The organism is Flavobacterium sp. KMS (genome assembly GCF_000813005.1).
GTDB lineage: Bacteria > Bacteroidota > Bacteroidia > Flavobacteriales > Flavobacteriaceae > Flavobacterium.
The window spans coordinates 252,964-266,392 of the sequence record NZ_JSYP01000011.1; the positions used below are offsets into that span (position 1 = coordinate 252,964).

General features: G+C 33.5%; 12 protein-coding genes. 6 read left to right on the forward strand and 6 right to left on the reverse strand.

What is annotated here, in order from left to right; all coding sequences use genetic code 11:
- Positions 1-12: 12 nt before the first annotated feature.
- Together OA93_RS12770 and OA93_RS12775 are read right to left on the reverse strand one after the other, a co-directional pair.
- A complete protein-coding gene (locus OA93_RS12770; RefSeq protein WP_039113688.1) occupies positions 13-612 on the reverse strand; it encodes a TetR/AcrR family transcriptional regulator in 600 nt (199 codons plus the stop codon).
- A gap of 51 nt (positions 613-663) precedes the next feature.
- Positions 664-1,185: a YceI family protein gene (locus OA93_RS12775; RefSeq protein WP_039113689.1), complete on the reverse strand. Its 522-nt coding sequence runs from the start codon at positions 1,183-1,185 to the stop codon at positions 664-666.
- A 212-nt stretch (positions 1,186-1,397) separates the two neighbouring features.
- Between OA93_RS12775 and OA93_RS12780 the strand changes: the two genes are divergently transcribed.
- Positions 1,398-2,372, forward strand: a complete 975-nt coding sequence (locus tag OA93_RS12780) for a polyprenyl synthetase family protein (protein WP_039113691.1) — start codon at positions 1,398-1,400, stop codon at positions 2,370-2,372.
- 158 nt (positions 2,373-2,530) lie between these two features.
- Positions 2,531-2,884, forward strand: coding sequence for a hypothetical protein (locus tag OA93_RS12785; RefSeq protein WP_039113850.1), 354 nt, complete (start codon positions 2,531-2,533; stop codon positions 2,882-2,884).
- A 99-nt stretch (positions 2,885-2,983) separates the two neighbouring features.
- On the opposite strand, the gene OA93_RS12790 is transcribed toward OA93_RS12785, so the two are convergent.
- Complete coding sequence (locus tag OA93_RS12790; protein ID WP_039113692.1) at positions 2,984-3,784, reverse strand: T9SS type A sorting domain-containing protein; 801 nt, start codon at positions 3,782-3,784, stop codon at positions 2,984-2,986.
- 570 nt (positions 3,785-4,354) lie between these two features.
- On the reverse strand, positions 4,355-4,906 hold the full coding sequence (locus tag OA93_RS12795) for a hypothetical protein (RefSeq protein ID WP_039113694.1): 552 nt from the start codon (positions 4,904-4,906) through the stop codon (positions 4,355-4,357).
- Positions 4,907-5,021: 115 nt separating this feature from the next.
- Between OA93_RS12795 and OA93_RS12800 the strand changes: the two genes are divergently transcribed.
- The 3 genes from OA93_RS12800 to odhB are packed head-to-tail and all read left to right on the forward strand — an operon-like array spanning position 5,022 to position 9,631.
- On the forward strand, positions 5,022-7,793 hold the full coding sequence (locus tag OA93_RS12800; RefSeq protein WP_039113696.1) for a 2-oxoglutarate dehydrogenase E1 component: 2,772 nt from the start codon (positions 5,022-5,024) through the stop codon (positions 7,791-7,793).
- 15 nt (positions 7,794-7,808) lie between these two features.
- Positions 7,809-8,381 (forward strand): hypothetical protein, encoded by a 573-nt coding sequence (locus tag OA93_RS12805; protein ID WP_052259445.1) that lies wholly within the window; start codon positions 7,809-7,811, stop codon positions 8,379-8,381.
- 23 nt (positions 8,382-8,404) lie between these two features.
- On the forward strand, positions 8,405-9,631 hold the full coding sequence (odhB, locus tag OA93_RS12810; protein ID WP_039113697.1) for a 2-oxoglutarate dehydrogenase complex dihydrolipoyllysine-residue succinyltransferase: 1,227 nt from the start codon (positions 8,405-8,407) through the stop codon (positions 9,629-9,631).
- Between the two features lie 74 nt (positions 9,632-9,705).
- On the opposite strand, the gene OA93_RS12815 is transcribed toward odhB, so the two are convergent.
- Entirely contained in the window at positions 9,706-11,223 is a 1,518-nt protein-coding gene (locus OA93_RS12815) for a T9SS type A sorting domain-containing protein (protein ID WP_039113698.1), read from the reverse strand.
- 107 nt (positions 11,224-11,330) lie between these two features.
- A complete protein-coding gene (locus tag OA93_RS12820; RefSeq protein ID WP_052259446.1) occupies positions 11,331-12,167 on the reverse strand; it encodes a hypothetical protein in 837 nt (278 codons plus the stop codon).
- A 198-nt stretch (positions 12,168-12,365) separates the two neighbouring features.
- On the opposite strand from OA93_RS12820, the gene OA93_RS12825 reads away from it, so the two are divergent.
- The gene (locus OA93_RS12825) at positions 12,366-13,334 is read left to right on the forward strand and encodes a C1 family peptidase (RefSeq protein WP_039113699.1); all 969 of its coding nucleotides are present in this window, start codon (positions 12,366-12,368) and stop codon (positions 13,332-13,334) included.
- Positions 13,335-13,429 lie beyond the last annotated feature (95 nt).

Sequence of the window (13,429 nt, forward strand, 5' to 3'; positions counted from 1 at the left end):
ATGGATTGATGATTAGTGGGTTACTCTTTGTAATTGTTTTTCTAACTCTATAATTCCTGCGAGAGTAGCCATGGCTCTCGTGTGGTATTCTAAAGCTTGTAATTCTGCAAGCTGGGCTTCTTTCTCAGAACTAGTAGTTTCGTTTATATGAAAAATTAAAGTGTAATAAAACTTCACATAAATGTCTACGTTAATATCCTCTCGATATAATTTTTGTTCTATTCCCTTAGTGATATTATCTCTAAAATATTGACTGCACTGGTCTATCTCATGTCTCATCAAGTTGGTGTAGATTTCGGGATAGTGTTTCTTTAGTTGATATATAGGAGAAGTATCAATAGAAGACTGAAACATGTTTTTAAACATTTCTCTTATTTCAAAATTCTCCTGAATGGCATTATGATTTTTAACAACAATAGAATCTATGATTTCATGAACTTTCTGGTGAACAGACGAAGTACTTTCTTTAATCAATACCTCCTTATTGCAAAAATATTTATAAATTGTTTTTTTAGAAATACACATTTCGCCTGCGATATCATCCATAGTGACACTTTTAAAACCTAATTTTAAGAATAAGTCACTCGCTTTTGATATAATTTTATCTCTCATTTTGTTTCTTCTAATCTGTAATTTTTAAAAACTTCTATTTTGATGTAAGTCTTAGATGGTAAATTCTAAATTGGCTACAAGTTTAATGTCCTGTCCAGTTGCTAAGCCGCTACTCTGATTGAATGAATTATAAGCTAATCCAAAATCTTTACGGTTTATATCGCCAGTAAGTTCAAAAGAAACTTTTTTGTTGCCATCATAATAGTCAGTTTCCACTAGTTCTACATCAAGCTCTACTGTTTTTGTAACATCTTTTATTGTTAAATCACCTTTAAGAAAATTGATGTTTTTGTTTACTTTCTGGAATGAAGTCGATTTAAAACTTATCGTAGGGTACTTATTCACATCAAAAAAGTCATTCAGTTTTAAGTACGTATTTATCTGTTCTAGTTTAGCTTCTCTATTGTTTACATCCAAAGAAAATTCTATAGTAGCATCTTCTATCTCATTGTTTTGCAAGTCTACGTGACCTTGAAACTGATTAATAGAGCCACCTAAATAAGCAAGTATTGAATGTCTCATTTTGATTAAAACATCAGATTGGCTAGAATCAATTGTCCAGTGTGTTCTCATAATGTTAAATATTGTTTTATTAATAATTAGTATTTAACAGGATTACGCGGAAATTGATCATTGTAATTATTGTTAAATTTCGATGCAAATGTATATTGGAAACTCTAAACACCAAAATAGTTTCCAAAGTATTTTTGATTATTTAACATTTCATTAAGAAATGGAGTTTGCATTGCAGGCTTAATGCCGTAAATTAGCCGAAAATTACTTTTATGCATGCCATATATCAATACCAGGAATTCTTTGTCGATTATCTGGAGAAACAAACCATAAGCAAAGAGCCTAAAAACCTATACGAGCCAATTGAATATATTGTAAGTCTTGGAGGAAAAAGAATGCGTCCAGTATTGACTTTAATGACTGCCGAAGTTTTTGATGTTTCTTACAATGAAGCACTTCCGGCTGCTATGGCGGTAGAGATTTTTCACAATTTTTCATTAGTACATGATGATATAATGGATGATGCTCCTTTGCGAAGAGGGCAAAAAACAGTTCATGAAAAATGGGATCTTAATACCGGAATCCTTTCTGGTGATGCTATGCTTATTTTGGCATACCAATACTTTGAACAATACGAACCAAATACTTTTAGAGAACTAGCGAAGCTTTTTAGTAAAACTGCTTTAGAAGTTTGCGAAGGGCAACAATGGGATGTTGATTTCGAACAAAGAAATGACGTTACAATTCCTGAATATCTAAAAATGATTGAGTATAAAACAGCAGTTTTAGTTGCGGCAGCCATGAAAATGGGTGCAATCGTAGCAAAAACATCTGAAGAAAATGCTGATTTAATATATGATTTCGGATTACAATTAGGTTTAGCTTTCCAGTTACAAGATGATTATTTAGATGCATTTGGAGATCCGGAAACTTTCGGAAAACAAGTAGGAGGAGATATTATCGAAAACAAAAAAACCTATTTGTATCTTAAAGCGTTAGCACATTCTGATGAAGAAAAAGCAAAGCAGCTAAAAGAATTATTTACTACACAACCAGAAGATAGTACAGATAAAATCGAAATAGTAAAGAGTATATTTAACAATTCTGGTGCTTCAAAAGAAACGCAAGATGCGATTGAAATGTATACACTTGAAGCTTTTAAAACATTAGATAAAATGGATATTAGCGACGAAAAAAAATTGTCATTACGCACTTTTGGAGAAAACTTAATGGGAAGAAAAGTTTAGTATTCAGTTTCCAGTTTCAGTTTTTAGTAATCAGTTTTAGTTTTTAGTAATCAGGTTTTTTATTTTAATTCAGATTCTGGTTTAGATTTTTGAATTTTTCAATCATTAAATCTTTCAATTCTGAAACCACTAATCATAAATCAACAATCCTAAATCAAATGTTTGTAGCCCCACAAAATGCAGATTTACTACTTCAGGAAGCGGAGAAAGAAGCTTTGTATCTTAATTTAATCGAACAAATTAATAAAGATTTCAATTTAGCAAATGAAGGAATTGATTTTCCTCTGAGTATTTCTCCCGATGAGCTTAAAATTCAATTGCACGAAAAAATATACCGAATGATTCAGTATAAGTTTGCCGAGTATTTGAACCTACTTTATATAATTGATGTTTCTGAAGCTGAAATAAAAAAACTAGATGGATCAGATTTAGTAATTCTTGCCGAACAAGTTTCTTTTCTAATCTTAAAAAGAGAATGGCAGAAAGTCTGGTTTAGAAATTTTTATAAATAGATTTCTAACTATAACAAGTTTGATTTCTTGTATAGTAAAAGATAAAAAAAGAGCGTAATCAAATTATGATTACGCTCTTTTTTTTATATTGAGATGAATTTATTTTACCGCTATTTTAACTGATTTTTCACCTTCAGACGTTTTTACTTTTGCAATATAGATCCCTGAATCTAACCCAAAAGAAGTATTAGTTTCTGTTTTTAATGATTTAATCAAAGCGCCCGTTATACTATAAATGTCAACTTTTGTACTTGATGTTACATTAGATATAAAAACTTCTTTTCCGTCAGAATAAATATTTGTAGATGAGTTTGCTTCAAAATCATTTATTGCAAGAGAGCTCATTAATTGTGTCGTACCAGTTGTACCAGTAATTTCAATTTTGTAGATATTGACCCCCGTGCCTGTACCAGTATAAATATAAATATTTCCACTTGTCTGAGTGTATTGAGCTTCGAGTATTGAAGGAGTTGTTGAGTTGGCTGAACTTGCGCTGCCTATTTCAGTAGTACCATCAGTAACCTTAATAGTACGGTTACCACCACCACCGCTCGCAAACCATATTTTTATAGTTCCTGCACCAGTAGTAGCAAAATATAAATAACGTTCTGTTGGTCGATTATTAGAAAAAACCGATGCCTGACCCATTCTAAAGTAACGTAATCCGCTAAATCCATCTGTAAAAGTCAAATTCGAAGGAATAATTCCGCCTATTGGTGTAGCTGTAATAGTGACTCCTGGATATATTCCTAAATTATCCTTGATCGTGTTTGTCGTATAGCCTGCTGTGCTAGTTGGCCAAATTGGCGTGACATTAGCAAAATCCCAAACTTTTTGGGCATTAACATAAGTTACTGAGTATAATGTAGTAACCATTAAAAAGAGTAATTTTTTTTTCATAATAAGAAATGTTGCGTTAAAAATATTTTTGTGTAAATAATCGTTTTTTATACAATCATTATGCACAAACATAAATTTTAATCCTAATTTGTACTTTCAGATTTACATTTTTTACTTTCGATTTTGAGTATTTAGTAAAAAAGAATAAAAGGTATTTTGCAACGTATGAAAAAAGTGAATTTGCTGCCATTGTGTAAACAATGCAGTAATATTTATTAAGGTTTAAAAAGGGGTAACGAGAAGGTTCAAAGGAACAGAGGTTCAAAGCGACAAAGGTTCAAAGGGGAAAAGTAACGAAGAAACAAAGTTTGTTATTCCTTTCGTTTTTTTATTCTATCCTATTTTAACCGTGTACGTATCGTGATAATGAATTGCGCTCCATTGGTTGAAACCATTGGTAATGCTTATAACATGTTGTTTATGTTTGTAATCTGTGTCGAGTTCTTAAATTCTATCATATTTAAATCATAGCCCACGGTTTTAACCGTGTGGGACTTTGTGAAATTTCGAAAGAAAGTTCCTTGCAGTCTAGGATAAAACCTTTGCAACTCAAAACCTTTGCACCTTCTTCTAAAAGTAAACTCTCACAAATGGCATAAAAGCTTCTCCGTAAATGCTCTTGTTGTCGTCATGCAATACATCATAACGTATTCCTATGGTTACGTTTCCGGTTCGGTAACCAGCACCAAGAAAAAGGGCAGTGTTCCAGAAGTTATCACTAAAACTTGGCCCGCCAATATATTTATAATCAGTATTTACATTAATTTGTTCTAGTTCTGCCGAAAGTTGTATTTCGGGAATTGGATTTATTAATCCGATAAGGCTTCCTCCATAAAGAAAAGAAGAATATTCATTTTTAGAAGCTACATAGCCAAATTGTAAACCTACACCAACTGATACAATCGGGTTAACATTGTAAATCATACTCGGTAATAACGAAATGTCGGTATATCCAGATCCAAAACTTAATCCGACTCCACCTCCAAATTGTACATTGCTCCAAAAATCATTTTGCTTTTGAGGAATATAATATTTTTGTTGCGCCATCATGCCACTTGAAAATATTAGGGCCAAAATCATAAAAAATGATTTGAAAACGATTGAAAAATGATTTTTCTTCATAGTTAAGCGGATTTTAACAAATTTTTACGTAAAAGTACGTAAAAAAAAGATTTAAATAAATTCGATTATTGTACTTTTGCCATTCTATTTAACAAAAAGTATATTCACAAATATTATGGATAGGTTTTCATTTTTAAATGCTGCGCATACAGAGTTTTTCGCACAATTGTACGACCAATATACACAAAACCCAGATAGCGTAGAGCCAAGCTGGAGAAGTTTTTTCCAAGGTTTCGATTTTGGAATGACAACTTACAACGACGAGGCACCAGTTCAGCAAATTGTTGAATTCGCAGCTAACAACACCGATTGTAGTTTGGTATCTGAAAAATTACAAAAAGAATTCAACGTATTAAAATTGATTGACGGATACCGTTCTCGTGGTCATTTGTTTACTAAAACAAACCCAGTAAGAGATCGTAGAACATCATCGCCAACTTTAGACATCGAAAATTTTGGACTTACATCAGCAGATCTTTCGACTGTTTTTGATGCTGCCAAAGTAATTGGTGTTCCACCTTGCTCATTGCAAGATATTGTGAAACGTCTTCAGGCAATTTATTGTCAGCATATTGGGGTAGAGTATATGTATATTCGTAACCCAAATGTTGTAAAATGGATTCAGGACAAACTTGGAGTAAATGACAACCAGCCTAATTTCTCTACAGATGAGAAAAAGGTAATCTTAAATAAATTAAACCAAGCAGTTTCTTTCGAGAACTTCTTGCATACCAAATATGTTGGGCAAAAAAGATTCTCGCTAGAAGGAGGAGAATCAATCATCCCGGCTCTAGATGCTTTGATCGAAAAAGCAGCCGAAAAAGGTGTAGAGCAATTTGTAATGGGTATGGCTCACCGTGGACGTCTTAACGTTTTGGCAAATATCTTTGGCAAATCAACACAAGACATCTTCGGAGAATTTGATGGTAAAGATTACGATCAAGAATACTTTGATGGTGACGTAAAATACCACTTAGGACTTACTGCCGATAAAAAAACAAGAACTGGAAAGAACATCAATATCAACCTAGCTCCAAATCCATCTCACTTAGAGACTGTTGGAGCAGTTATTGAAGGGATTACCAGAGCAAAACAAGATAAATATTACGCTGACGATTTCTCAAAAGTATTACCTATCGCCGTTCACGGTGATGCTGCAATTGCAGGACAAGGTATCTTGTACGAGATTATACAAATGGCACAATTAGACGGTTACAAAACCGGAGGAACAATACACATCGTAATTAACAACCAAGTTGGTTTTACAACAAATTACCTTGATGCACGTTCATCTACTTATTGTACAGATGTTGCCAAAGTTACACTTTCGCCAGTATTACATGTAAATGCAGACGATGCAGAAGCTGTAGTTCATGCCGTTTCATTTGCATTAGATTACAGAATGGAATTTGGTCGTGATGTATTTATCGATTTATTAGGATACAGAAAATACGGTCATAACGAAGGTGACGAACCTCGTTTTACACAACCAGTTTTATATAAAATCATTGCTAAGCATGAAAATCCAAGAGATATTTATGCGCAAAAATTATTGTCAGAAGGTATTATCGATGCTACTTATGTAAATGGGTTAGAGAAAGAATACAAATCGACAATGGAGGTAAACCTTGAAGCATCTCGTAAAAAAGATTTGACAATCATTACACCATTTATGCAAAATGAATGGAAAGGATTCGAGCAAGTTACAGATGTTGTGATGTTGAATAAATTTGATACTTCTTTTGCTAAAGCAGGATTAGATTCTATCATAAAAACAATTTCAACTTTACCATCAGACAAGAAGTTCATCAACAAGATAACTAAAATTGTTACTGATAGAAAAACAGGTTACGACAACAACACTATCGATTGGGGAACAGCAGAAGCATTAGCTTATGGTTCACTTTTAACAGAAGGATTTGATGTTCGTATTTCTGGGCAAGACGTAGAGCGTGGTACATTCTCACACCGTCACGCAGTGGTAAAAGTAGAAGATTCAGAAGAAGAAGTAATTCTATTGAATGCTATCGAAAACAAAAAAGGAAAATTCGGAGTTTTCAATTCCCTATTATCAGAATACGGAGTTTTAGGATTTGATTACGGATATGCTTTGGCTAATCCTAATGCATTGACTATTTGGGAAGCACAATTTGGAGATTTCTCAAATGGAGCACAAATCATGATTGACCAGTATATCTCTTGTGGAGAAGATAAATGGAACAACCAAAATGGTATCGTTTTATTATTACCACACGGATACGAAGGACAAGGAGCAGAGCACTCTTCAGCAAGAATGGAGCGTTACCTACAACTTTGTGCAAGACAAAATATGTATGTTGCCGATTGTACAACACCAGCCAACTTCTTCCACTTATTGAGAAGACAAATGAAAACAACATTCCGTAAACCTTTGGTAGTTTTCTCTCCAAAAAGTTTATTGCGTGACCCAAGATGTGTATCGACTGTTGAAGATCTAGCAAGCGGAAGTTTCCAAGAAACAATAGATGATACTACAGTAAACAAAAAAGAAGTAAAAACATTAGTTTTTGTTACAGGTAAATTCTACTATGATATAGTTGCCGAAAGAGAAAACAACGGACGCAATGATGTTGCAGTAGTAAGAATCGAGCAATTGTTCCCGTTCCCGGTAGAGCAAATAAAAGCGATTATTGCACAATATCCTAACGCCGATGATTATGTTTGGGCACAAGAAGAGCCTAAAAACATGGGAGCTTATAGCTTTATGTTAATGAACTTTGATCTTGTAAAATGGAGATTAGCATCATTAAAAGCATACGCTGCACCAGCATCAGGAAGTTACACACGTGCAAAACGTCGTCACGCAGATGCAATCAGAATGGTTTTCGATAAAAATCTATTCAGATAATAAGGAGTAAACTTTATGAAAAAAATATTTCTGTTTGTAGTTCTTTTATTTTCGGTAGTTAATTATTCACAAGAGCTTAAAAAACCAAATGAAGGAAAAGCTTTGGTTTATTTCGTAAGATCATCTTCTGTTGGGTTTTTAATTAATTTTAAATATTTTGACGGAGATAAGTTTTTGGGTAAGTTTAATCATGGAAGTTATTTAATATATGAGTGTGATCCAGGAAAGCATGTATTTTGGGCAAGGTCAGAAAATACAAGTTTTATTGAAGCAGAACTTGAATCAGGTAAAGTATATATAGTTGATTCAGAACCGAAAATGGGGGCAATTAAAGCAGCTGTCAGACTGGTTCCTTTTGATACAAATCCGGAGCATTATAAAACTCCTAAGAAATTTGAAAGAAAGAAAAAAAATATACTTGAATCGATACTGAAAAATAAAGAATATACTATCAGTAATGAAGATTTGGAAGAGGCCAAAAAAGAGTATGAAAGTATAATTAAGAAATCGACAGAAAAATACAATAAGTTAAAAGGAAAAGGGGAAGAGTTTGTTCAAGTGCTTCCAGAAATGTACTACAATAATTAGTTAATATATAAAATTATAAAAAGATGATTTTAGAAATGAAAGTCCCATCACCAGGGGAATCAATAAAAGAAGTTGAAATTGCAACTTGGTTAGTAAAAGACGGAGATTATGTAGAAAAAGATCAAGCTATTGCTGAAGTTGATTCTGATAAAGCAACTCTTGAATTACCGGCAGAAGCTAGTGGAACAATCACACTAAAAGCAGAAGAAGGAGACGCAGTAGCAGTAGGAGCAGTAGTTTGCTTAATTGATACTAGCGCAGCAAAACCATCTGGAGCAGCTCCAGCAGCTGAAGCTCCAAAGGCAGAAGCACCGAAAGCTGAAGTTAAAGCTGAAGCGCCAAAAGCAGCTCCGGCACCAACTGCAACTTATGCCTCTGGAACACCATCTCCAGCAGCAAGAAAAATATTAGACGAAAAAAACATAACACCATCTACAGTTTCAGGAACAGGTAAAGATGGAAGAATCACTAAAGAAGATGCTTTAAATGCAGTACCTTCTATGGGAACTCCAACAGGAGGAAACCGTGGTTCAGAGCGTACAAAACTTTCAATGTTACGTCGTAAAGTAGCAGAAAGATTAGTAGCAGCTAAAAACGAAACAGCCATGTTAACTACATTCAATGAAGTTAATATGACACCAATAAACAACTTACGTAATGAATACAAAGATGCTTTTAAAGCTAAACATGCAGGTGTAGGTTTAGGATATATGTCATTCTTTACAAAAGCAGTAACAAGAGCTTTAGCATTATATCCAGACGTAAACTCTATGATGGATGGTGACTATAAAGTAGCTTATGATTTCTGTGATATCTCAATCGCAGTATCTGGACCAAAAGGATTAATGGTTCCTGTGGTTCGTAACGCAGAGAATTTGACTTTCCGTGGTGTAGAAGCAGAAATCAAAAGATTGGCTATTAAAGCGCGTGACGGGCAGATTACAGTTGATGATATGACAGGTGGTACATTTACAATTACAAACGGAGGAGTTTTCGGAAGTATGTTAAGTACACCAATCATCAATCCACCACAATCAGGAATCTTAGGAATGCACAACATTATTGAGCGTCCGATTGCTGTAAATGGTAAAGTAGAAATTCACCCAATGATGTACGTGGCACTTTCTTATGACCACAGAATCATCGATGGTCGTGAGTCAGTAGGATTCTTAGTTGCTATTAAAGAAGCATTAGAGAACCCACTTGAATTATTGATGGATAACAATCCTAAGAAAGCATTAGAGTTATAGTTTATAATAATTTTCAATTGAAAAGCCGTCATTTTTTATTAAATGACGGCTTTTTTTATGCTGATTGATATCTTTTATTCTTTTACAATCTTTATTGTTTTTTCACGACCTTCAGACTTCACTTTAAGGAAATAAATTCCTGTTGCTACGTGTGATAAATCAAGATCAGAATGCAAACTATTTATCTTTTTATCCAAAATGACCTTTCCAGCAACAGAAAAAAGAGTTACTTCATCAATTACCGAAGAGTTTTCGATGCTTAATACGTTCTTTACAGGATTAGGATGATACTTAAAATTGCCAAGTACAAAGTCAGGATTTGATAACGTATTTAGTTTTACAGTTACCGCTAGTCTTTCTTTACTTTCAATACCATTAATAGTTTGAGAAGCATAATAAGTAGTGTTATCTACTAATACAGTTGATAACGGTAAAAAAGCTTCGTTTAACTTTTTAGTCTTTCCTGATGGCGAAGTTGCATTACTATACCATTTAATACCGCTACCAGAAACATTAATATCAGCAAGAGTTTGTCCAGCAGTAAGATTTAAGGTAATTACTTTTTTGCCCTCAAATAGAGGTGCAGGTGGGTTAATTGTAGAGACAAAGCTAAAAGTACAATTATAAGAATCTCTTACAAGTATTTCGTAAGTGCCAGGCTCCAGGTTTGTAAAGGTATTATTTTCTGTGAATTTATATAAAGTAGGTGAGATGGCATACGTGTATTGATTAACTCCGCCAGTTGCATTAACCGTTATTGTTTGGTCAGTAATTACAGCAGTAGCCCTAAGTGCTTTAGGTTCCTGAATTTCTATATGCTTTATTACAGCACATCTCATAGCATCTTCAATAACTACCCTGTACATGCCTGCAGGCATATTATGAATAGTGTACCGGTTTTCATTTACTGTCACAAAAGTATCTGATTTCTCTTCAACAAAACATTTATATGGAGGAGTTCCTCCAGATACAATTGATATTATTTCTGCGTTGCTATCACCATTACATCTAATCATGGTACTTACTGTCATCGCCTCCAAAGGGGGAATAGTTATATCTTGTACAGTTACAGTCGATGAAGCGGTGCAGTTATAAGAGTCTTTGGTATATATTGTATGAGTTCCTGGTTTTTTATTGTAAAAAAAGTTCTCTTTTTGGTAATTAGTTCCGTCCATTGAATATTGAAATGGAGGTACACCTCCTGTAGCATTTATAAGGACTATTGGCGTGTAACATCCCGAATACCTAATCGTAGCATCTACGGCTAGAGGGGGGCTAACATTTAAACGGAAAAATTTTAAAGTAATATTTCCTTTATTATTAATTCGGGCATAAATACTATAAGATTGTACTGTACTCACAAACGAAGTCGGATTTGGAATTGCATTAATGTCGTTTGTAGCATCGTCTTTACTAAGATGGTAGCTTATTGTAGTTTCGGCAGAATTGAAGTCTCCAAGTAATTCATCTTTTTTAATAGTTAAATCAAAGAATGAATCTCCATTACAGCGCACAATAGGACTAACTACACTTTGGGCATAGAAATTAAACGATGTAAGTAAAAAGAATAGATAGAGTAAAGTTTTTTTCATACGTATCGGTTTGTTAAAATTACCAACAAATATACTTAAAAAACTGAAATTTAATAAAATATGTATTTATAATGATGTGATTTGTGAAAAGCAATGAGCTTACTTTGTTAAAGGATAGCTTTTTTTATATGTTGATTTTCTATAGCCGAGTGTATCCTTGTAGATAGTTCATTATAATCGGGATTGTAGTTATCCCATATTTTCCAAACGTCCTCCCTTTTTTTTATAAAATAAGTCTGCCTGTTTACCTTATTAAGAACAATCGATATGGCATCGTTTTCGTCTTTCCACTCTAAATTCCAAAACTCTTTTACGGTTAGAATGGCAATATCTTCAGTAATACTAGAGACTTTAAAATCGAAAATTTCAAAATTAGATCGATTATCTATACAGTTTAAATGATAATTTAATCTCGAATAATTTTCGAAAAGATCCTTAATTCTTTTTGCAAAAGGACTTTCTGCAAAGACGTAATTTGATAAGTTCGTAATATTAATTTCGGGTAATTCTTTCAAACAATTAAATTCTTCCTGACAATAATTAGTAATCAATGATTCAAAAAAAGAGATAGGTTCGTTTTTGTTTTCAGGTTCTGATGGTTTATTATAATCAGTTGCTTCACAATTCAGGAAACTATTTAAAGAAGGATGGCCAATAAAAATAGCCAGTTTATCTAAACTTTTTAAGAAACGCAAATCAGATTTTTTAGTTTGTGATGAGTCGTTTGTGAAAATTCTTTGCAATGTGGCACTCGAGATAGAGCATCCAAGTTCATTTCTCTTAGAGCCTTGCATGAATTCAGATTTTTCTAAGCAATCAGATATTATTTCCGATAGAATAATATAATGAGCCCTTTTCCATTCTTTAACGCCAGATAAAGTACTGTTTTGTATAATAGGATGGGATTTTATGCCTTCTACTAATTTGTCTATTATGATTTCCATATGCGAATGTTGTTTAATAATTGACATTTTTTCTTCGATAATTAAATTCAATTCATGTTAGTAGGAATACTCAAGGTATAGTTATGCGTAAGATAAGTTGGAGTTATGAGTCTGTTAATGTTAATGTTGTGCTAAAAATACTGATAAATTCGTAAATAATTGCTGTACGAAATAATTAATAACTAAAACAACAAAACCATGAAAAAACCACTTATTAAATTTTCGATTAAAAAAATGGCTCTTTTGTCTTTTGCCTTGCTAGCTTTTTATTCTTGCGAAAAAGGTAATGATCAAGCAGAGAGTGACGTTCAGGAAAAATTAATGGACGGAGATGTTAATCTTCTTGATAAAGGAAGATACGGACTTGCTCCAATGCCTGATGAATATTTAAAGAATATTCAGTTTTTAACACCAAACGATTATCGTTTAAAAATTGCTCAACTACGACCAGATTTAGTTTCAGAAACTCAAAAATCGACTTTAACGGCTAAAATTGCTGCTAGCAAAAATTTGCCAACTCCACCAGTTGGAGATCAGGGGAGTGAAGGATCTTGCGTAGGTTGGGGAGTGGGTTATGCTGCACACAGTATTGCAAGATATCTTAATAACACCGTGCATCAGAGTAATTGGTATAACGCATCTAGAAGTGCAGCGTATGTTTACAACCAAATAAAATTGGGTAATTGTGGAGCTGGTTCTTATCCTAATGATGCAATGAATTTAATAAAAAACCAAGGAGAATGTGCCGAGTTTCAGATGCCTTATGTTGCGGGAGGTTGTTATACAGTGCCATCAACCCAACAAAGAAATTGGGCATCGGCGAGAAAATCAGGCGGATGGTTTAATGTAAATCCGAGAAGTGCTGCAGACATTAAATATTATCTTAATCAGAATTATGCAGTTGCAGTTTGTTTTGATGTAAATCAGAGTTTTTATGATATCCGTAATAACAACCACGTTTGGTCTAATCTTTATGGAAGCAGACAAGGTGGACACTGCGTATGTATTGTAGGATATGATGATGCTACTCAACTTTTTAAAGTACAGAATTCCTGGGGTGCAGGTTGGGGACGTAGCGGTTTCTTTTATGTAACTTATAATAATATTGCCAATGGAGCCTTTAATTGGGCAGGATGTATTATTCCTAATCCATCAGCAAATTCTTAAACTTTAATACTGCTGTTTTATAAATAATCTTGAACACGAATTTCACGAATTTGCACAAATCTTAAATGGTTAACTTAGTTTGCGAAATTAATTTC